Annotated in this window: 20 protein-coding genes; 13 read left to right on the top strand and 7 right to left on the bottom strand. The window is 67.0% G+C overall.

The window, feature by feature from the left end:
- The first annotated feature begins 98 nt into the window (after positions 1-98).
- Positions 99-1088 (top strand): LacI family DNA-binding transcriptional regulator, encoded by a 990-nt coding sequence (locus ASF79_RS01300; protein ID WP_055851074.1) that lies wholly within the window; start codon positions 99-101, stop codon positions 1086-1088.
- Positions 1089-1095: 7 nt separating this feature from the next.
- Here the strand turns inward: ASF79_RS01300 and tadA are convergent, their stop codons facing one another.
- Positions 1096-1527 (bottom strand): tRNA adenosine(34) deaminase TadA, encoded by a 432-nt coding sequence (gene tadA, locus ASF79_RS01295; protein WP_082495711.1) that lies wholly within the window; start codon positions 1525-1527, stop codon positions 1096-1098.
- Between the two features lie 90 nt (positions 1528-1617).
- Here tadA and upp point away from each other — a divergent pair, with 90 nt between their 5' ends.
- From upp to ASF79_RS01270, 5 genes are all read left to right on the top strand, one after another.
- Positions 1618-2250, top strand: coding sequence for a uracil phosphoribosyltransferase (gene upp, locus ASF79_RS01290; protein ID WP_055851068.1), 633 nt, complete (start codon positions 1618-1620; stop codon positions 2248-2250).
- A 401-nt stretch (positions 2251-2651) separates the two neighbouring features.
- The gene (locus ASF79_RS01285) at positions 2652-3359 is read left to right on the top strand and encodes a winged helix-turn-helix domain-containing protein (RefSeq protein ID WP_055776559.1); all 708 of its coding nucleotides are present in this window, start codon (positions 2652-2654) and stop codon (positions 3357-3359) included.
- A 69-nt stretch (positions 3360-3428) separates the two neighbouring features.
- Positions 3429-4787, top strand: a complete 1359-nt coding sequence (locus ASF79_RS01280) for an amidase (RefSeq protein WP_200933512.1) — start codon at positions 3429-3431, stop codon at positions 4785-4787.
- 78 nt (positions 4788-4865) lie between these two features.
- The gene (locus tag ASF79_RS01275) at positions 4866-5972 is read left to right on the top strand and encodes a carboxylate-amine ligase (protein ID WP_055851063.1); all 1107 of its coding nucleotides are present in this window, start codon (positions 4866-4868) and stop codon (positions 5970-5972) included.
- Complete coding sequence (locus tag ASF79_RS01270) at positions 5969-6529, top strand: SRPBCC family protein (protein WP_055851060.1); 561 nt, start codon at positions 5969-5971, stop codon at positions 6527-6529. The genes ASF79_RS01275 and ASF79_RS01270 overlap by 4 nt, the downstream gene beginning before the upstream one ends.
- Before the next feature lie 12 nt (positions 6530-6541).
- Here ASF79_RS01270 and ASF79_RS01265 read toward each other — a convergent pair whose 3' ends face one another.
- The 3 genes from ASF79_RS01265 to glsA form a co-directional block, all read right to left on the bottom strand.
- Positions 6542-6970 (bottom strand): hypothetical protein, encoded by a 429-nt coding sequence (locus ASF79_RS01265; RefSeq protein WP_156366121.1) that lies wholly within the window; start codon positions 6968-6970, stop codon positions 6542-6544.
- Positions 6971-7032: 62 nt separating this feature from the next.
- Positions 7033-8580, bottom strand: a complete 1548-nt coding sequence (locus ASF79_RS01260; protein ID WP_156366120.1) for a hypothetical protein — start codon at positions 8578-8580, stop codon at positions 7033-7035.
- Between the two features lie 144 nt (positions 8581-8724).
- Complete coding sequence (gene glsA / locus ASF79_RS01255; protein WP_055851052.1) at positions 8725-9654, bottom strand: glutaminase A; 930 nt, start codon at positions 9652-9654, stop codon at positions 8725-8727.
- A 354-nt stretch (positions 9655-10008) separates the two neighbouring features.
- Here glsA and ASF79_RS01250 point away from each other — a divergent pair, with 354 nt between their 5' ends.
- Positions 10009-10452, top strand: a complete 444-nt coding sequence (locus ASF79_RS01250) for a MarR family winged helix-turn-helix transcriptional regulator (protein WP_082465894.1) — start codon at positions 10009-10011, stop codon at positions 10450-10452.
- On the top strand, positions 10449-11870 hold the full coding sequence (locus ASF79_RS01245) for a cryptochrome/photolyase family protein (RefSeq protein WP_055851049.1): 1422 nt from the start codon (positions 10449-10451) through the stop codon (positions 11868-11870). The genes ASF79_RS01250 and ASF79_RS01245 overlap by 4 nt, the downstream gene beginning before the upstream one ends.
- Here ASF79_RS01245 and ASF79_RS01240 read toward each other — a convergent pair whose 3' ends face one another.
- Complete coding sequence (locus ASF79_RS01240) at positions 11871-13052, bottom strand: hypothetical protein (RefSeq protein ID WP_156366119.1); 1182 nt, start codon at positions 13050-13052, stop codon at positions 11871-11873.
- Between the two features lie 109 nt (positions 13053-13161).
- On the opposite strand from ASF79_RS01240, the gene ASF79_RS01235 reads away from it, so the two are divergent.
- The 5 genes from ASF79_RS01235 (at position 13162) to ASF79_RS01215 (ending at position 18907) form a co-directional block, all read left to right on the top strand.
- Entirely contained in the window at positions 13162-13779 is a 618-nt protein-coding gene (locus ASF79_RS01235) for a hypothetical protein (RefSeq protein ID WP_055776588.1), read from the top strand.
- Between the two features lie 126 nt (positions 13780-13905).
- Complete coding sequence (locus ASF79_RS01230) at positions 13906-14643, top strand: YcnI family copper-binding membrane protein (protein ID WP_055851045.1); 738 nt, start codon at positions 13906-13908, stop codon at positions 14641-14643.
- 4 nt (positions 14644-14647) lie between these two features.
- Complete coding sequence (locus tag ASF79_RS01225; protein WP_055851042.1) at positions 14648-15340, top strand: copper resistance CopC family protein; 693 nt, start codon at positions 14648-14650, stop codon at positions 15338-15340.
- A 396-nt stretch (positions 15341-15736) separates the two neighbouring features.
- Positions 15737-16066, top strand: coding sequence for a DUF7882 family protein (locus tag ASF79_RS01220; RefSeq protein WP_055776597.1), 330 nt, complete (start codon positions 15737-15739; stop codon positions 16064-16066).
- 156 nt (positions 16067-16222) lie between these two features.
- The gene (locus ASF79_RS01215) at positions 16223-18907 is read left to right on the top strand and encodes an ExeM/NucH family extracellular endonuclease (RefSeq protein WP_055851039.1); all 2685 of its coding nucleotides are present in this window, start codon (positions 16223-16225) and stop codon (positions 18905-18907) included.
- Positions 18908-18987: 80 nt separating this feature from the next.
- Here the strand turns inward: ASF79_RS01215 and ASF79_RS01210 are convergent, their stop codons facing one another.
- Complete coding sequence (locus ASF79_RS01210) at positions 18988-19509, bottom strand: hypothetical protein (RefSeq protein ID WP_156366118.1); 522 nt, start codon at positions 19507-19509, stop codon at positions 18988-18990.
- A gap of 109 nt (positions 19510-19618) precedes the next feature.
- Positions 19619-20578, bottom strand: a complete 960-nt coding sequence (locus tag ASF79_RS01205; RefSeq protein WP_055851034.1) for a Dyp-type peroxidase — start codon at positions 20576-20578, stop codon at positions 19619-19621.
- Positions 20579-20601: the final 23 nt, after the last annotated feature.

Below are 20601 nucleotides of genomic sequence, written 5' to 3'. Positions count from 1 at the left end.
ATACGGAGCATGCGCCACCCGACTACGATCGTCAAGAAGTAATACCTATTAGCACTGGAATCCGATAGCGATCCCGACGGTTCACGGAAGAGCCCGCAATGAATCCACGCATCACTCAGAAGGACATCGCCAAGCTCGCCGGGGTGAGCCAGACGGTCGTCTCCTTCGTTTTGAACGAACGCGACGAGAATCTGACGCGCGTCCCCGAGGCCACCAGAGCCAGAGTGCTGCGCATCATCCAGGAGACGGGCTACGTCGCCGACCCGATCGCGCGACGACTCAAGCAGATGGGCAATCGCATGATCGGCGTCTACACCTACGAGGCGTTGTTCCCCCACGATCGCGAGGACTTCTTCTACCCGTTCCTCGCCGGAATCGAAGAGGAGGCACAGCGCCTCGACCACGATCTGCTGCTGCTCACCAGCGGGCGCGCCGCCGGGCGCAACCTCGGCCTGAGCGCGGGGGCGACGAGGCTACGGCTCGCCGACTGCTGCATCCTGCTCGGCCAGCACATGCCTCCCGAAGAACTGCGCTTCCTGTCTGGCAGCGGCTTTCCCTTCGTATCGATCGGTCGTCGCGATGACGCGGGCGGGCCGATCCCCTACGTCGCGGCCAACTACGAGCAGGCGGTCGGAGCGTTGGTCGAGCACGCCCGGTCGCTCGGCCACCGACGTTTCTTCTACCTGGGCTACGGGGCCGGTGTCGAGTCGTACGTCGACCGCGCGAAGGGGTTCGACGCGAAGGCGGGGCCCGACGGCACCCATCTCGCTCCGACAGGCGAGCCCGAGGAGTGGCTCCGAGCCATCCGCGCGTCGGGATCGACAGTGGTGTTCGTCGAGCAGCACGAGCAGGTTCAGCAGCTGGTCGCCGCTCTCGCCCGGCAGGGCCTGTCTGTGCCGTCTGCCTTCTCGCTCGTGACACTGTCGGGCTCCCCCGACTCACCCGAGGAATACGCCGGCTTCGAATTGCCGAGGCGAGAGATGGGCCGCCTTGCCGTGTCGATGCTGTCGGAACCAGGCCAGCATGGTCACCAGGTGCTGCTCGACTGCCGCATCGTGCCCGGCACGACTCTGGCGCCGCCCGCCTGACGACGTGTCAGAAACGACTGCGGAAGAACGCGGTCAGCGCTGACGAGCAGGCGTCGGCCTCGACGCCGGCCCACACCTCGACCCGGTGGTTGAGCCGCACATCGCGCAGAACGTCGTAGACCGAGCCGACCGCGCCCGCCTTCTCGTCCCACGCGCCGAACACCACGGTGGGAACGCGAGCGCCGAGGATCGCCCCGGCGCACATGACGCACGGTTCGAGGGTGACGATCAGCGTGCAGCCCTCGAGACGCCAGTCCCCCGTCGCCGCTGCGGCCTCGCGCAGCGCCAGCACCTCGGCGTGGGCGGTGGGGTCGTGAAGCAGTTCGCGCTCGTTACGGCCGCGTCCGATGACCCGGCCCGAGGCATCCAGAACCATGGCCGCCACGGGCACATCGCCCGACGCCTCGGCGAGCAGGGCGTCTGCGAGAAGCTCGCGCATCCGCTCGCCGTAGGCGGCAGGCCATGGATGCGCGGGGTGCGATCGATCGGACATTCCGTCGGTCCCCTTCCGCTCCAGTAGATTGAGCCTATGCGAGTACACGTTGCCGACCACCCGCTCATCACGCACAAGCTCACCGTGCTGCGAGAGAAGTCGACGCCGTCACCGACGTTCCGGGCGCTCACCGAAGAGCTCGTGACTCTGCTCGCCTACGAGGCCACCCGCGAGGTGCGCACCGAGGTCGTCACCATCCAGACGCCGGTCGCCGAGACCCATGGTCTGGCCATCTCGGAGCCTCGCCCCCTGATCGTTCCCATTCTTCGCGCGGGCCTCGGCATGCTCGAAGGCATGATGAAGCTCGTTCCGAGCGCCGAAGTCGGCTTTCTCGGCATGGTGCGCGATGAAGAGACGTTCGAGCCCACGACCTACGCGGAGCGTCTGCCCGACGACCTCAGCGACCGCCAGTGCTTTGTACTCGACCCGATGCTCGCCACCGGCGGATCGCTGAGCGCAGCCATCGAGTTCCTCTTCGAGCGCGGAGCCGTCGACGTGACCGCCATCTGCCTGCTCGGGGCACCCGAGGGCGTCGCGGCGCTCGAGAAGGCGGTGGAGGGTCGCGAGGTGCACCTCGTTCTCGGAGCGCTCGACGAGCGACTCAACGAGAAGGGCTACATCGTTCCGGGCCTCGGAGATGCCGGCGACCGCCTCTACGGCCTCGTCTGACCCTTCGCGAGGTCACGATCGACCTCGCGAGCAAGAAATAACTTGACACGCGGAGTCACATTCCGCTTAGCTTTCGTTCATGACTGACAACGCGCTCGCCCTTACCTCCTTTGAGGCACTGGGGACTGCTGGCATGATGATGCCCAGCAGCGCTGTCATGTGTTGCCGAATGTGTGCCTAACCAGACACTGCGCCTGACAATCAGGTTCGCTCGGTTCTGAGGTCTGCCTCTCTCTTTCCTGAAAGAGACCTCCGTTCCCCCCGCCTGGTTCTGACTCTCTAGAACCGTCTGCGGTCTCCGGCCTTTGCGCCGCACCATTCGCACAACCCGCCCTGGGGCATCCGCTTCGTCGCCGAATCCGGCCGGAGCCCCGAGGGCACATCATCGAAGGACTTCTCTCATGTCTCTTGCACACCTCGACACCCGCCCCGCCGCCTCCGTCACCCCGATCACCCGCTCGGAGCAGTTCGCTCCCGAGTCGACGTCGGCTCATCTGCGCGCCGTGCCCACCGGCACCGAGGCTCGCGGCTTCGTGCTCTACGTCGGAATCGACGAAGACAAGGCCGCAGCCGACGGCACCGATCTCTCGGAGATCGTCGCCCAGCTGCGGGCCCTCGCAGCCCAGCTGTCCCCCTCCTCCGAGACCTATGCCGCCGTCGCCCTGGCCCCTCGCGGCGCCGGCGGACGCGATGTCGACGTCGTGCGCCTCGCGCTGCAGGATCCTGCGGCGCTCGCGAAGCACCGCCACACCCCCGAAGACGAAGACCGCGCCCGTGACGGCGTCGTGATCGACCTGTCCCGCAAGCGCGTGCTGCTCGACAATACCGCAGCGAACCTCACGTACAAGGAGTTCGAGCTGCTGCAGTACCTCGTGCTTCGCGAGGGCAAGACCATCGACCGCGCCGAACTGATCGCCTCGCTCTGGTCTGCCGACGACAGCGACATTCCGAACGAGCGCACCATCGACGTGCACGTGCGGCGCCTCCGCGCCAAGCTGGGCGACTACGAAGACATCGTGCGCACGGTCCGCGGCGCGGGCTACCGCTTCGATCGCCACGCCGACGTGTCTGTGCAGCACACGTCGACGCCGTCGCCCGACCTCTTCTAAGCCGCGAGCGCCGTTCTGAAGACCTCTGAATACTCGGCGCTCGACGCCACCGCCCTACGGGAGCTACTCGTGACCGGCCAGGTCACCGCCGCCGAGGTCGAGGCCGTCGCCCGAGAGTGCATCGCTGTGGTGGACTCGGAGCTGAACGCCCTCGCCGCGCCCGCGTTCGAGCCGACTCTGCACGCCGATCCGTCTGGCGCCCTCGACGGCGTGCCGTTCGCCATCAAGGATTCGGGACCCGTCGCATCCGGCGTGCCGTTCTCGCTCGGCAGCCGCAGCATCACCGCAGCGAGGTCGCCTGTCGACTCGACGATCATGGTCAGGTTCCGAGAGGCGGGTCTGGTGACCCTCGCTCAGACGACTGCACCGGAGTACGGCCTGAGCTTCGCCACGGAGTCGAAGCGCTATGGCGCCACCCGCAATCCGTGGAACCTCGACCGCGGCGTCGGCGGGTCGAGCGGAGGAGCGGCCGCGCTGGTCGCCGCCGGCGCCGTTCCCCTCGCACACGCGAACGACGCGGGCGGCTCCATCAGAATTCCCGCCTCCTCGTGCGGACTGGTGGGGCTGAAACCGAGCCGGGGTCGAACGCCGAGCGGCCCCCTCGTCGGCGAGGCCGGTTTCGGGCTGACCGTCGAGTTCGCAGTCAGCCGCACCGTGCGCGACAGCGCGCTGCTCCTCGACTGCGTGTCAGCCCATGCCCCCGGCGAGAAGTACTCCATGCCGACCCCGCTGTCGCGTTTCGTCGACGCACCGACGACCGACCCGGGACGGCTGCGCATCGGCGTGACGACCGCGGCTGCACCCGGCTCCTTCACCGACCCGCAGGTCACGCGGGCGACCGTGATGTGCGGCGAGCTGCTCGAGTGGATCGGGCACGAGCTCGACGAGCGCGGCCCCACCCTCGCCACGTCGGACCTGCTCGAGGCGGAGATGCTCGCCGTCTACTCGTCGGGCGCAGCCATCCTGAGCCTGCCGCACCGGCCCGACGAGGCACTGCTCGAGGCCGTGTCTCGTCAGGTTCTCAGAGAGACGGCGTCTGCGGGCGTCGTCGACGTCGAGCGCGCTCTCGCCGCCCAGAACAGGGTCACGCGCGGCGTAGCCGACTTCTTTTCGCACCACGACCTCCTCCTCACCCCGACGATGGCGGTGCTGCCTCTTGCGATAGGAGCGCTCGACTACGACGACCCCGACTGCACGGTGCGCCAGTGGTTGCAGCGGCTGCTCGAGGTCAGCCCGTTCGTGTCTGCGTTCAACATCAGCGGCAACCCGGCCATCAGCATCCCGCTCGCGCAGAGTCGCGAAGGACTTCCCATCGGCGTGCAACTCGTGGCGGCACCCGGTCGCGAAGACCTTCTCCTCGCCGTCGCCGCGCAGCTGGAGCAGGCCGCCCCGTGGTCAGATCGACTGCCGCTGATCTACGCGGACTGAGGCGTCGGCTCTCCTAGCAGGTCGGGCCGCCCGGGACATCCTCTCGCTTTGCGCGGTCACCGCCAGTAGGTTGTGCCCATGGGCGCGGAACTGACGCTAGGCGCAGAAGAAGAGCTTCACCTCATCGATCTCGACTCGTCGCGCCTCTCGGCTTCGGCCCCGCAGCTGTTGACGACGCTGCCGAGCGAGAGCTACGCCGCCGAGCTGCAGCGCACCACGGTGGAGACCAACAGCCGCGTGGTGCGCACGCTGAGCGAACTGCGCGACGAACTCGTGCGGCTGCGCCGCGGCGTGATGGATGTCGCGGGTCCGCTCGGTGTGGGAATCGCTGCGGTCGGTACCGCGCCGCGCTCCGAGATCTCCGACTTCGAACTCACCCCGTCGCAGCGCTTCGGCGCCATGCAGGAGAAGTACCGGCTTCTCGTCGACGAGCAGTTGATCTGCGGCTTCCAGGTGCACGTCGGCGTCTCCGACCGCGACCTCGCCGTGCGACTCGCGCAACGTGTGGCCGAGCACCTTCCCGTGCTTCTCGCCCTATCGGCGAGCTCGCCGTTCTGGAACGGTCACGACACGGGGTACGCGAGCGTCAGGAGCCTGGTCTGGCAACGCTGGCCGAGCGCCGGAGACACGGGCCCGCTCGAGTCCGCGGCCGAATACGACGAACTCATCGCCGAGCTGATCGACACCGGGGTCATCGCCGACAGCGGCATGGCCTACTTCGATGTGCGCCCCTCCGCTCACGTGCCGACGCTCGAACTGCGCGTCTGTGATGCGATCCCGCGGGTCGACGATGCTGTGCTCATCGCGGGCCTGTTCCGGGGCATCGTGAGAGCGGCGGAGATCGATCTCGAGAAGGGTCTCCCCTTCCGCGCCCGCCGCGCCCCCGTGCAGCGAGCCGCCCTCTGGCAGGCATCGCGCACGGGGCTGTCGGCAGAGCTGCTCGGCGCGGGCCCGCGCCCCCAACCGATCCCCGCGGCGGATGCCGTGAGCGAGTTGATCGCCCTGGTGCGCCCGGCCCTCGAGGAGCTGGGAGACTACGACGACGTGCAGACGCTGACGCAGGACACCCTGGCGCGAGGCAATTCATCAGACCGGCAGCGCGCGACATTCGCCCGCACACAAGCGCTCGACGACGTCGTGAGGCTTGTGGTGTCGGAGACCCAATCGATCGGAGCACACCCATGACGACACGACCGCGCCGCGCTATCGGCTTCACCACTGACCTCGTCGCGGGTGCCGTGGCCCATCGCAGCTGGAGCGTCGCGACGCAGACGCCTCCCACCGAGTTCTACTCGCGCTTCGGGCCCCTGCCCGCCGTGGTCGGTGTCGTCGGGCAGCCCGAGACCTGGGACATCGTGGGTTCCACGCGAACACTTCGCCTCTCCGATGGCAGCACCGTCATCGAAACGATCACGCACAGCGAGGCGGGGGCGTTCTTCGCCTACGATCTGAGCCAGTTCACCGGCATCCTCGGACGCCTCGTGAGCGGCGGTCGCGCGGAGTGGACGTTCACGCCCGCCGGCTCCGGCGGTTCCGACGCCTCAGGTGGCCCGGGCGGCTCGAGCCCGCGCTCCGAGCCGGCGACCACGAACATCCGCTGGCAGTACCGCTTCTTTCCGCTGCCAGGCCGCGCGCCGATCGTTCGCGCCATCGTGGGGCTGTTCTGGGCGCCGTACATGCGCCGGGTGCTCTCGGTGATCGTCGAGGCGATCGAGGCACGCGGAAGCCGGCCTCACGATTGATGCGAGCTTCGGCTACAAGGTAGCGCAGGGGCTGGATGCCGACAGGATGATCGCGGGGACGCCCTGGCCGGCGTCGGCAACTTCATCGATACGCACGTAGTACCCCGCCTCAGAACGTAGGGAGAGGCCGGAGGTAGCGTCGGATGAACCGTCTGCCGCGACTTGCTTAGACACGGTCCAACCCCCTTCCGCCGAGAACGTCGCGGCTACCGAGTCGATCCACACGGAGCGATCGAATCCCTCTGCCACCTGTATCGTGCGCGTGCCGTCGTACTGGCCCGTGTCACCTGCCCCGTCACAGGGAATGAGGTTGTCCGCGTCCGAGGAACCAGCTACATATTCCGACGGCAGCGTTTTCTCGATGTCGTCGCGGAGCGTGAGCGCGCTTTGCTTTGCATCATCGAAAGTCAGCTGCTCATTCGTCGGGTTCAGATTCATCACACTGCATCCTGTCACTGTCGTTATACACGCGATCGCCACACTGGCGAGAACTACGCCGCGCCTCACGACCCGGCCGGCCTCTTGCCCAAGAGCAAGTTCGTGAGGCCATCCTTTACCTCGTCGCTGGTGCGACCCGATGCGACGAGGCTGTGATTGTCCTTCGACTCTTCCACGAGATGCCATCCGGCTAGCGGGTCTAGGAGGTCGGGTTTGGTCACTCCGATTCCCGAATCAAGAACGGAGAAGCCGTTCTCCGCGCTCGGCGTCAACGGGAAGCCCATCTCCACTTCGGTGATGTGAACCTTCGGGGCGAATATTGGTCCCGAGATATCGATGTCCGGAATCGAGGCGTGCAACCCTCGAGCCGCAAGGATCATGTCGCCCCCGGTGGTGTAGTCGTAGTAGGACGTACCGGATTGCGGCTTCCAGCCATCGTCCATGCCGATCCCGGAGAGGGAGACCACGCTGTCGTAGCGAGCGCCCGCCTGCTCGCTTGCCGTAAGGATGGCGAGTCCCGCCGAGTGTCCGACGGCGGTGGTCGGCAGCGGTGGTAGCCCGGATGCGTCGAGCCCTGTCTGGAACTGAGCCATCGTGCGCCCCAAATCCATTGCGATCGAGGTGTCGGACGGGGGATGTGCCGGGTCCCACTGAGGGTAATAGCCATCTTTTGTGACGAAAACCAACGTTCCCGGTACGCGATCCGAAAGCGACGATGACAGGGCCTGAATGTCGTTGCCGTAGCCGATCTTCGCGTTGCCATAGAACGACTCCATGGTCGTAGCTGTGCCGGGAATCCACGTCATTTGCTGGGTGGCCGTCTCGGGGTTGCCAATCATCTCGACCAGTCGATCGGCGTCTTTGTCGTAGGTGTATAGCTGAACGTCGCCGTCTACTGCCTTCTGCAGGTAGCCGTTCTCATTCTTGAGATCCTTGAGTTCGTCGCGCAGGGCCTGGGTGTCGTTAGCGCCCGAGATGGAGCTGAGTGCGTACCGCCACGGATCCTCCAGCTGCCGCTCGATCTCCTTGATGCGGGCATCGTTCGCGTCGATCTGGTCACCCGCGATGTTCGCATTCGCATCGACGCGGTCGAGCGCCGGCACCCCGTCGAGGCCTCCGACGAGCTCGGGCGCATCCTTGATGAGCCGGGCCTGCTCGGCAGGCGTCAGCGATTCCCACCACGCGTGAGCGGCATCGGGATCCTTGCTGTACTTCTCAGCCAGATCGCGCAACTTGTCGGCTGACATGTCGCTGAGGTCGTCGACCGACTTGCCACCCAGCTCTCCCGAGTGTCCGCCAGCTCCCTCTCCACCGGATCCGTGCGCACCGCCGGTCCCTCCTCCCGCATCAGAGCTCGTGGCCTGCTGATCGTCGGCGTTCTTCACGAGGATGGCGACGAGACCCTGCAGACTTCCGCTGGCCCGGGTGAGCACCGGCTTGTGCTGCGAGTTCCACCGAGACGTGAACTCCGAGCCGTCTGGACCGAGCCATGGCGTGCCGGTCAACGTCGCCGTCAGGCCGATCGCCGTATCGTCGAGCTGGCGACTGGCGGTGTCGACGAGTTTCGCGAACGCGCGGAGTTCGGCCACATCGGCGCCTACGAATCCGGCCATGAACGACTCCCTCTTTCGCGCGGCGTGCACTGACCACCGGTTCGATCCACAGTAGGGGCGCGGGGGCCAGACAGCCATGGGCAGAACTACCCATGGGGGCTCACCGACCGCGAGTGCCGCTCCGGTCCCTCAAAAGCCTGCCCGTCACACGTCGAAGACGTGCAGGCCGAGGTCCGCGCTCAGTGCATCGCTGGCGCGGTGGCCCCGCACACTGGTACCGCGCTCATCGAGGGGTGGGCTCACGACCGCTGCTCCGAGAACCCCGGGAACGGAGAGCACGATGGCTCCCGAGACGCTCGACTTGGCGGGCACCCCGACCTCCCGCATCCACCGGCCAGAGCCGTCGTACACACCACAGGTCGCCGTCACGGAGATGACGTCGCGCGCCACGTCGCGCGAGACGACGCGCTCGCCCGAGCGGGGATTCACTCCTCCCGCGGCCAGCGTCGCACCCATCGTGGCCAGCGCCTCCGCGTCGACCAGCACGGCGCACGCACTCGCGTAGACGGCGATGGCGTCATCGGCCTCCACATTGAGGGTGCCTTCGGAGCGCATGAGGTGCGCCAGGGCGTGGTTACGGTCGCCGAGGAGGTGCTCGCTGCGGGCCACGTCGTCATCGATGTCGAGAGTCCGCCCGGCGAACGCCGACAGGCCCGCGATGATCCGAGCGATGCGTCCGTCTACTCCATCACCCTCGACCAGTGAACTGGTGACGATCGCGCCCGCGTTCACCATCGGATTCGGCGGACGCCCGGTGCCGGTCTCGAGCTTGATCGCATCGAAGGCCTCACCCGTGGGCTCGATCCCGATACGCCCGAGGGCCGCTCGGTCGGTGTCGTGCAGAGCGAGCGCGAAGAGAAACGGCTTCACCGCCGACTGGATGCTGAACGGCACGTCGGCATCGACGCTCACCCTGACCTCGCCGTTTACCGTGACGAGAGCGATGCCGCAGAGGTCGGGATCCGCGTCTGCCAACTGCGGAATGCTGTCGTCTACTTCGCCGGCGGTATCCGGCAGCACTCGCCTACGGAGTCGGTCGAGGTCGTAAGCGAGGATGTCGGCCGTGGTCGTCATGTCCACCAGTCTGGCGGGCGCGCGACGAAAGCGCCGACGGCATCGCCCACGTAGAGCAGTCACCCCCGAACAGGGGCTCACAGCCAACTCCCAGTAAAATAACGTTTTGGTAACTAGCGCTCCGTTACTCAACCGTTATATGGTTCTAGAGCGTTAGTTGTTTGCTGTGGCAGGTAACGCGGAATGTGATTGCAGGACACTCTTGGTGCAAGGGAAGAAAGCCCGTCGTTAGCCTCTACGACGGGCTTTCTGTCTGTCTGCGAACGCGTCGCTCCCGCGGGGATGTCAACCCGCCTCGCCTGTTTCGGGGATTACCCGGTGGCCGCCCTAATGTGGAGCCACGAGAGGATCTCCATGACCAAGCCAGCCTCCCCCGTCGACGCGTGGGAATCCCTTTTCCGCACCCAGGTCGCCGTGATGCGGCAGATCGCTTCGGAGTTCCCCTCTGACGTCATCTCTCTGAATGAGTACGACGTTCTCTTCACCCTCACCCGCAGCGAGAACCGCACCCTGCGCATCCGCGAACTGAACGAGAACGTGTTGCTCACCCAACCCAGCATCTCCCGCCTCGTCGACCGGCTCTCGGCCCGCGGTCTCGTGACCAAGCTCACCGATCCGAACGACGGACGGGGAACCCTTGTCGCCCTCACCGACGCCGGCTTCGCCCTGTTCCGCGACGCCGCCCGCATCCACGGCCGATCGATCACCAGTCGTATGAATGCCGCGCTCTCGCCCGAGGAGCTCACGGAGTTGGCCCGCCTCACCGGCAAGCTCTACGCAAGCGTCACCGCTAAATGAGCGCGCCCAGCGTCGTTTGGTTTCGCGACGATCTGAGGGTTGCAGACAACCCCGCCCTGCACGAGGCCGCCCAACGCGGCGAGCCCATCGTGTGCCTCTACATTCTGGATGACGCCAGCCCAGGGCTCAGGCCGCTGGGCGGCGCGGCCCGCTGGTGGCTGCACCACAGCCTCGAGGCCCTCGCCTCATCGCTGCGCGACCTCGGCCTCGAACTGACGCTTCGACGTGGCGCCGCCGCCGACGTGATCGACGCCGTCGTCGGCGAGACGGGCGCCGCCGCCGTCTTCTGGAACCGTCGCTACGGCGAGGCCGAACGCACGGTGGATGCTGGCATCAAGTCGTCGCTGCGGGCTGCGGGCATCGAGGCGCGAAGCTCTCAGGCCGCGCTGATGTTCGAACCCTGGACCGTGCTCACCGGGCAGGGCGCCCCCTATCGCGTCTTCACCCCGTTCTACCGGTCGTGCCTCGCCCAACCCGAGCCACGGCATCCGCTGCCCGTCGACGACGACGTGTCGGCCGTTACCGGCGTGACCGGTGACAATCTGGGCGACTGGGCGCTGCTGCCCACCACGCCCGACTGGGCGGCGGGGCTGCGCGAGGCGTGGACTCCGGGAGAGAAGACCGCTCTTGAGAGGCTGCGCGCATTTCTGGCCGACGAGCTGTCGTCGTATGTGGCCGAGCAGGACCTGCCGGCGCAGGACGCGACATCCGGTCTCTCGCCGTATCTGCGCTGGGGCGAGATCAGCCCGTTCCAGGTGTGGCACGAGACCCGCTCGTTCGTCGCCTCGCTCGACAGGCGCACCTCGGAGGGCGCCCGAGCCGCCGAGGGGGCGAGCGCGTTTCTGCGTCAACTCGTGTGGCGCGAGTTCTCGTACCACGTGCTGTTCCACTGGCCGCAGATCACGCACGCCAATATGCGGCCCGCCTTCGACGATTTTCCGTGGGCCGAGCCGACCGACGTGGTGATGGAGGCGTGGCAGATGGGTCGCACGGGCATACCGCTCGTCGACGCGGGCATGCGCGAGCTGTGGCAGACCGGCATCATGCACAACCGGGTGCGCATGGTGGTGGCCTCGTTCCTCGTGAAGAACCTGCGCATCGACTGGCGCGAGGGCGAGAGATGGTTCTGGGACACCCTGGTCGACGCAGACCCCGCGGCCAACGCGGTGAACTGGCAGTGGGTGGCGGGCTCAGGAGTCGACGCGGCCCCGTACTTCCGCGTGTTCAATCCCGAATTGCAGGCCTCCAAATTCGACCCGCACCGCGAGTACATCCGGCGCTTCGTGCCCGACATCGACGACGAGACCTACCCGCCGCCGCTCGTCGACCTCAAAGAGTCGCGCAAGGCCGCACTGGATGCCTACGCCTCGATCTCGAAGGATCGCGCGTTGGGCGAGCCGGGCGCCTCGGGCGACTAGCTAGATTCCCTCGCCCGGCACGATCGTCGAGTCGATGCTGCGGTTCAGCGCCTGCGCATCGGCGTCGAGGTCTCGGAGCTGCTGCTGAAGGTCTCCGAGTCGCGTGGTCTTGTCGTTGATGGCCGTCCTGCGCGTCTCGAGCTCGGAGTCCCGGGCGATGAGCGCCGCCTTGTCGGCGTCGAATCCGGCCGGGTCGCCCGAATAGCCATACGCCTGGTTCTTGGCGATGAAGGCGTCGATGTCGGTGTTCAGCTGCGTCTGATCGGCATTGAACGTCGCGGTGTCCGACTCGATCTCGTCTGCCAGCGCCAGAATCTGGTTCGACAGGTCGGTCGTCTGCTGCTCGAGGTCGCTGAACACCTTCATGTACGAGGCGTGCAGGTCGACGACGACGCTGCGGTCGTTGAAGTAGCGCTTGTAATAGGTCTCGAGCTCCGGGTCGAGATCGGCGAACTCGGTGCCGATGATCGAATGAAGCTCGGTGATGCGGGTGCCCGGCTGCGACACCGCGTAGGCATCCATGCGCTCGGCGAGCTCAGGGTCGTCGCCGTGCTCCTCGTAGGCCTTCTCGAGAAGGTCGCCCAGGTGATCCTGCGACGCCGTGTCGAGGCGGTCGAACGCCGCGTGCAGCATCTCGTGCGCCGCGGTGACCTCGCGCAGTCCGTCGAGGCGCTCTTCGGTGACGTCGTAGAGATGGATCGTCTCGCCCGTGTAACAGCCGAGGAGGAACTGCTCCGGGCGGATTCCGCAGGCCGTGTTGAACTCGTTGGCCGTATTCAGCTCGGGATGACTCGTGTAGAAGATGAAGGTGCCGACATCGTTCAGATCAGCACGCTCGACCAGCGACGCGATGTTGTCACTCGGGGTGTAGTCGGCCACCGACTGGCGGTCGGCGATGAGCCGGGCATTGGCCATGTAGTAGACGCCGCCCGAGACGGGGAGTGCGATCGCCAACAGTGCGGCGACTCCGACCATCAGTCCCTGCCACCAGGTGATCCCGCGCGTGCGCGCCGGCTTCGGCGACCCGGATGCGTTGGGCTGCGGCGCATGTGACGGAAACTGCTGGGTGGGCTGCGGCAGATAGGACGGCTGCGGGGCGTGCTGCTGCGGCATGGGGGGAACCGGAGGTCGACCTTCTGCGCCGCCCCGCTCGGGGCCGGTCGGATACGGGGGAAGACTCACGGAGGTTCCTAACACTCGTCACAATCCTGCTGAACAGACTAGCGGGGAGCGGATTTCGAGAGAGGAAGAGCCGAATAGACTTGAAGGCGATCGCAAGACGAGGAGCACGATGAGCACACGCTGGACACGCGTCGCTCGCGGCAGCCTCGCCGCCGTCTTCTCCACCTTCGTCGCCGCCTTCTCGCACGCCATCGCCGGCGGAACGGCCCCGAGCATTGCGGCGGTCTCGTTGGCCATCGCCTTCTCGACCATGATCTGCGTGGCCCTCGCCGGACGCGGCCTCTCGTACTGGCGCATCGGCGCCTCGGTTGCCGTGAGCCAGGTCTTCTTCCACACTCTCTTCAGCCTCATCGCCACGCCCGCGGCGCAGACGGCGACAACCGCGCGGCCTGCTCACAGCGGCCACGACATGGCCGCGATGTTCGCACCCGCCGGCCCCGGCGCATCCAGCGCATTGGCGGTGACCGTCGACATCGCCATGGTCGCCGGTCACGTGTTCGCCGCGGTAGCGACCTTCGCCGCGATCGTCTGGGGTGAACGCGCCGTGCGTGGCCTCCTGGCCGCCGCGGTGCTGCGCTCGAGCCGGCTCGTGGCACTCCTTCTCCCCGCTCCCACCTTCGTGCCCCGCGCGATCCGCGTGGGTCGGGTACACCGCATCGACGCACCGGCCGCGCTCGAGGTGCTGCGCGCATCCCTCTGGCACCGCGGTCCTCCGCTCTTCGCCTGACCCCTCACCTCGCTCGGACCGGCACCCGCCCGCGTACCGAGACTTTTTCGCGCACCCCGCGCATCCACCTCGCCGGAGCAGCCGCGCGTTCGACGCGCCCCTCCGCACTCTTCTCAAGGACCCACCATGAAGAAATCCACCTCGCTCACCCTCGCCTCGACCGGCCTCGGCCTCGGACTGCTGATGGCCGTCGCCGTTCCGCTGTCGGCCAGCGCTCACGTGAGCGTCACGCCCGCCGCCACGGCAGCCGGGTCGTACACCGTGCTGACGTTCGCCGTTCCGCACGGATGCGACGGGTCGGCCACCACGTCGATCACCATCGACGTTCCCGAGTCGATCGCATCGGTGACCCCCACGGTCAACCCCAACTGGGACGTGTCGAAGACCATGGCCCCGCTGGCCACGCCCGCGACGAATGCTCACGGCGCAACCGCGACGGAGCGCGTCGGTCAGGTCGTGTACACCGCCAAGACGCCGCTGGCCGATGGATACCGCGACACCTTCGCGCTGTCTCTGCAGCTCCCCGCCGATGCAGCAGGCACGACCCTCGACTTCCCCGTTCTGCAGACCTGCGAGACCGGGTCGACGAACTGGAACGAGATCCCGGCCGACGGCGCCGACGAGGACTCGGTCGAGCACCCGGCGCCCAGCATCACGGTGACCGATGCCGTGGCGACCGAGGCCGATGGCGACCCGATGAACGCCGCCTCCGCTTCGTCGGATGCGTCGGGTTCGGCGTCGAGTGCCGCCTCCGGCTCGTCGGATGACGTGCTGGCACGCGTTCTCGGCATCGGCGGACTCGTCGTGGGAGCCGTCGGCGTCGTCATCGCCGTCGTGGCCACGCGACGCTCGCGGGCGGCCTAGGCATATGCGCATCCCTCTTCCGCGACTGTCGAGTGGCGCGACCGTGGCGATCGGCGCACTCGCGCTGCTCGGCACGGGCGCGCTCACCGTCGGCGCGATCGGTCAGCTTCCGGCCGCGTCGGCGCACAACTATCTCGTGTCGTCGACCCCGGAGGCGGGTTCCGTGCTCACCACGCTGCCGAGCGACTTCGTCATCACGACCAACGACGTGCTTCTCGACTTCGGCGGCGGCAACACCGGGTCGGCCGGAGCTCTCGAGGTGCAGGGCCCCGACGGCAAGTTCTACGGCGATGGATGTGTGACCGTCTCGGGACCCTCGATCTCGACAGCAGCAGCGCTCGGTCCGTCGGGCGACTACACCGTGCTCTGGCGGGTCGTCTCGACCGACGGTCATCCGGTCTCGAACCAGTTCTCGTTCACCTGGCAGCCGGATGCGGGCCAGCCCGCCTCCTCCGGCTCCGCGACCGCGCCCGTCTGTCCGACGGCGGCCGACGACGCGTCTGCGCCGTCTTCTTCCGACCGCGCCGACACCTCTGTGGCGGCTACCTCGAACGACGAGTTCCTCTCGGTCGCGGCATGGGGCGGCGGTGCACTCGCCGCCGTCGCGGTCGCGGTGGGCGTGACGCTGTTCGTCCTGCGTCGCCCGAAGCTGGGAGCCGGCTCCGGAAGTGATTCACGCTCCTCGAGGGATATCTAGCCCTGCCGCGAACCGGGGCTCTCGCCGAGACTGGTGAGAGCTTCGGTTCGCGTCCTTCGTGAGAGAAGCGAAGAAAGAGCAGGAATAGCGTGATCGCACACAGCACAGCCGCGCCGACTCAACCGCCGATCTCGCTTGTGAGACTGTCTCCTACAGAGTGGCGAGTGTCCGACCCTCGCGTCTCACCGCACGACGCCGCATCGCTGCTCGGGTTCATCGAGGCACGCGGCACCCTCTTCGAGGTGACGCTTTTGAACGGCGGCGTCGCATCCCATACAGCTCGCAGCCTTGATGACGCACTGGAACTCTTCGCGTCGAATAATGATTCAGCTCGTGTCTCGCCTAATGTGGGAGGATCATCGCGCGCAGCGGCGCAGTAAGGCACGAGGGGACATCATGGGAAAGTTGCTATACGGTGACTCCGATATCGAGATCGAGTTCGACGACCGGGCGCTGACGCACCTGCAGATCGTGATCGGCTCCAAGCTGCGCCGTGGTGAGAGCTTCTTCTTCTCATGGAAAGACGATCCGGCGATCGGCGACGGCCGGTCCAGCATCTGGCTCGACAAGTCGATCCCCCTGTACTTCAAGTTCTTCGGCGGCAAGATGCCCACGCTGAACCGCGAATGGCTCGAGATCCTGACCTCGTCCGCGAACAGCGGCCAGGGACTCATCTTCTCCGAGGAGCCGAACGGGTCGACGAACCCGCCCCGCGGCCACGTCTAGACCCTCCCGCGGCGTGTAGCACACCCAGGCCGGACTCGCCCAACACCCCCTTGATGGGGGTACTTTAAACCTGTTGTTTACACGCTCGTCTCTCGCGCGTCGCTCGCTGTCCCTTGGATAGATGGATACCACCCATCATCTGAACAAGGGATCTCCATGCCCCGCATGATCCATGCGCGAACCACGATCGGCCTCGCCGTCGTCGTGGGAACAGCACTCGCCGCCAGCCCCGTGATCGCCGTGCCCGCGCTCGCCGCCAGCGCGGGCGTCATTATCAACGAGGCGTACGTGAACGGCGGCTCCGCCGGCGCGAGCTACCTCAACAAGTACGTCGAGCTCTACAACCCCACCGACGCCGCCGTCGATCTGAGCACGATGTCGCTGCAGTACCGCTCCGCCACGGCAGCGGCGAACCCGACCGGAGTCCTTCCGCTGTCGGGAACCATCCCGGCCGGCGGGCACTACCTCATTCAGGGCACGAGCAACGCCGCCAACGGAGAGGCGCTGCCGACACCCGACGCCACTCTGTCGTTCTCCTTCGCGGGTGGAGGAGGAACACTCTTCCTCGCGAACCAGACCACCGCCCTGTCGGCGCCCGCCACGGGCTCCCTCGTCAACAACCCGGCGGTCGTCGATCTTCTGGGCTACGGCACATCGAACACCTTCGAGGGCACCCCCGCGGCAGCGCCCTCCGTGACCACCTCGCTGACCCGCTCGAGCACCACCGACAGCGACGTGAACTCTGTCGACTTCTCCGCCGTCGCGCCGACACCGGAGAACAGCACCGGCGGGCAGGATCCAGAGCCGGAGGAGCCATCCGGGCCGCCGACTCTGGCCTCGATCGCCGAAATCCAGGGCACGACCGACACGAGCCCGCTGGCAGGACAGAGGGTCGTCACCCGCGGAGTCGTGACCGCGAGCTACCCCACGGGTGGCCTGAACGGTTACGTGATCCAGACTCCGGGCACCGGAGGAGCGCTCGACCTCGCCTCGCACGCGGCATCCGACGCCGTCTTCGTCTTCTCATCAGCCACGGTTCAGCAGGCGACCGTGGGCGCGTACGTCGAGGTCACCGGCGCCGTGTCGGAGTATCAGGGCCTGACCGAGGTGACCGTCGCATCCGGTGGGCTGACCGTGCTGGCCGAGGCGGCGACGCCGCCCGCCCCCGCCACCATCGCCGTTCCCACGGACGCCGCCCAGCGCGAGTCTCTCGAGAGCATGCTGATCGCCCCCGTCGGCGACTACACGGTGACCGACAACTACGACACGAACTTCTACGGATCCGTCGTGCTCACGGCGGGCAGCGAGCCGCTCGTGACGCCGACGTCGGTGACCGAGCCCGGCAGCGCCGAGTACAGGGCGCTCCTGGCCGCCAACGAGGCCGCGAAGGTGACTCTCGACGACGGATCGAGCACAGACTTCTCGAGCTCCGCGAACAGCTCGACTCCTCTTCCGTATCTGACGGTCGAGGCCCCGGTGCGCATCGGCGCGGGCGTGACCTTCACCCGCCCGGTCGTGCTGGACTACCGCTTCGATGCGTGGAGTCTTCAGCCGACTCAGCAGCTGACGGCCGTGAACGCCGCCGAGGTGCAGCCGGCGACGTTCGAGAACACGCGCACGCCCGCCCCCGCCACGGTCGGCGGCGACGCCACCGTCGCCTCGTTCAACGTCCTCAACTACTTCTCGACCACGGGCGACGAGCTCACCGGATGCTCATTCTACACGGACCGAGAGGGCGACCCCGTCACCGTGAACAGGGGCTGTGACGCTCGTGGCGCGGCCGAGCAGGAGGACCTCGACAGGCAGCAGGCCAAGATCGTCTCGGCCATCAACGCGCTCGACGCCGACGTCGTCTCTCTCGAGGAGATCGAGAACTCGGCGCGCTTCGGAGAGGCACGCGACGCCGCCCTCGCCCAGCTGACCGCGGCCCTCAACGCCGCGGCCGGAGCCGACACCTGGGCATTCGTCCCCTCGCCCTCCGCCATTCCCGCAGACGAAGACGTCATTCGCACGGCCTTCATCTACAAGCCGGCCGTCATCACGACCGTCGGCCCCTCGGTGATCCTCGACGACCCGGCCTTCGTGAATGCGCGCGACCCCCTGTCGCAGGTGTTCGCTCTCGCCGACGGAGGCGACGACAGCCAGTTCATGGTGATCGTGAACCACTTCAAGTCGAAGAGTTCGGGCACGGGCGACGACGCGAACCAGAACGACGGGCAGAGCGGGTCGAACGCATCGCGCGTGCGCCAGGCCAACGCTCTCGTGACCTTCGCCGCCGACCGCAGGGCCGAGACGGGCATCGACCGGGTGCTGCTGAGCGGCGACTTCAACGCCTACGAGAAAGAGGATCCGATCGACGTGATCCTCGCGGCCGGGTACACCGATATCGGCGAGGCGACGGGCAAGAAGAGCTACGCGTTCGAGGGCGCTGTCGGTTCGCTCGATCACGTGTTCGCGTCGAGCGCGGCCGCGGCGGATGTGACGGGTACAGACATCTGGAACATCAACTCGGTGGAGTCGATCGCCCTCGAGTACAGCCGCTACAACTACAACGCGCTCGACCTGTATCGGGCCGACCCCTACCGCTCGAGCGACCACGATCCGGTGGTCGTCGGCTTGGCTCTGCGGGAAGACGCACCGGTCGACCCGGGAACTCCGGGTACGCCGAGCGATCCCGGAGCAGCGGTTCCGAGCGGAGGCGCCGGGGGCGCTGGCGGCGCCGCATCGGGCCGCCTTGCAGCCACCGGAACGGACGCCTCACCCGCGCTGTTCGCGGCCCTTGCGCTGCTCGTGCTCGGAGCGGGGTTCGGTCACGTCGCTCTTCGTCGCCGCCGCGCCTAGTCGCGACTAATTCTTGAGGAGCGCGTCTCCGTCGCCACAGTGGCTACGGCGACGCGCTCCTCCTGAATTGCTAACGGGTTTCAGCCCTTGAGCCGCTCGACCAGAATGGCGCGGCTCATCCGCGAGTAACCGACGATTCCCTTGGCCTTCGCCTGAGCGCGAAGCTCGACGAGGGTCGGCGGTTTGGTCGGGGCTGTCGCCGCGGTCTTCGGTGCCGATGCAGGGGCGGATGCCTTCGGCAGGTCGAGTCCGCGTTTAGTCGCCGGCGGCGCGGATGCGATGGGCGGCGCGGCCACCTTCTTCGCGCCCTGCTTCTTCGCGGCGACGGGTTTCTCGGCGGCGGCTTTCTTCGCCTCGGGCGCGGCATCCTTCACGACGTTCTCGAGGTCGCGGCCGACCTTCTCGGCCTGCTTGCGCAGCTCCTTCGAGCGCTCGCTCGCGGCCTTGCGCGCCTTCTTCACTGCGGTCTCCGCGGCGGCGATCGCCTCGCGTGCGGCCTTTTCGAGCTTCTTCTCGATGTTCTTTGCAGCCTTCGACGGGGTCTTCTCGTTCGACTTCTTCGTCGCCTTCGAGGTGGACTTCTTCGTCTTCTTATCAGCCATGTCGGCACCCTTCTCTTCCGCGGCGCTGGCGCGTCGGGGTTCCAGAGTGGCAGTCCTCAGTGTGAAAGCACCGAACCACGCACTCGACACACGTTCGTGCCCGCGGCGCTCAGCTCGGGAGCGGCGGCGGGTCGTCGAGGAAATCGCCCGTGGGCGTGAAGTACAACGAGCCCGTGACCGCCGTCGAGAAGTCGAGGATGCGGTCGTAGTTTCCCTCCGGATCGCCGACGAACATGTTCTTCAGCATGCGCTCCGTGACCGCAGGAGTCTTCGCATAGCCGATGAAGTACGTTCCGAACTCGGCCTCGCCGATCCTGCCGAACGGCATGTTGTCGCGCACGATCTTGAGTTCGTTGCCATTGGCATCCGTCAGCACGGTCAAGACCGTGTGGGCGTTCGGGGCCTTCTTCTCTTCGGCCTGCTCGACGTTGTCGGCCTTGCCTCGGCCGATCGCCTGCTCCTGCTGCTCGACGGTGAGGGTGTTCCAGGCCGCGAGGTTGTGCAGGTACTTCTGCACGACCACGTAGCTTCCTCCCACGAACTGCGGCACGTCGTCGCGGACGATCACGTTCCGCACGGCCAGGGCGCCGGTCGGATTCTCCGTGCCGTCGACGAAGCCGAGCAGGTCGCGTTCCTCGAAGTATTTGAATCCGTGCACCTCGTCGACGACGGCGGAGTACCCTCCGAATCGTTCGACGAGAAGGCTCGCCAGCTCGAAGCAGAGATCCATGCCCTTGGCGCGGATATGGAAGAGGATGTCGCCGGGCGTCGTGACCGACGCGTGCACCGCTCCGTGGAACTCGGGCAGAACGTGCAGCTCCTTCGGGCGCGGTCCGTCGAAGAGCCGCGACCAGGCATCCGAGCCGATCGACGTGATGCACGTGAGCACGCCATCGGGCACACGGAAGCCCACGGAGCGCACGAGACCCGAGATGTCTCCGAGGGCGTCGTGCACCAGCTGCTCGTTGCCCGGCGCCACCGTCAGCACGAGAAAGATCGCGGAATCGCTCAGCGGATTCAGGATGGCTTGGGATGCGGCGAGCGGCACCCCGTCGACAGGATCGGTCACACGTGAACGCTACTGGAGCGGTT

Origin of the sequence: Agreia sp. Leaf335 (genome assembly GCF_001423605.1) — a bacterium.
Taxonomy (GTDB): Bacteria; Actinomycetota; Actinomycetes; order Actinomycetales; family Microbacteriaceae; genus Agreia.
The sequence above is the reverse complement of the archived record's forward strand: the minus strand, read 5'-3'. Positions and strand labels throughout refer to the sequence as shown.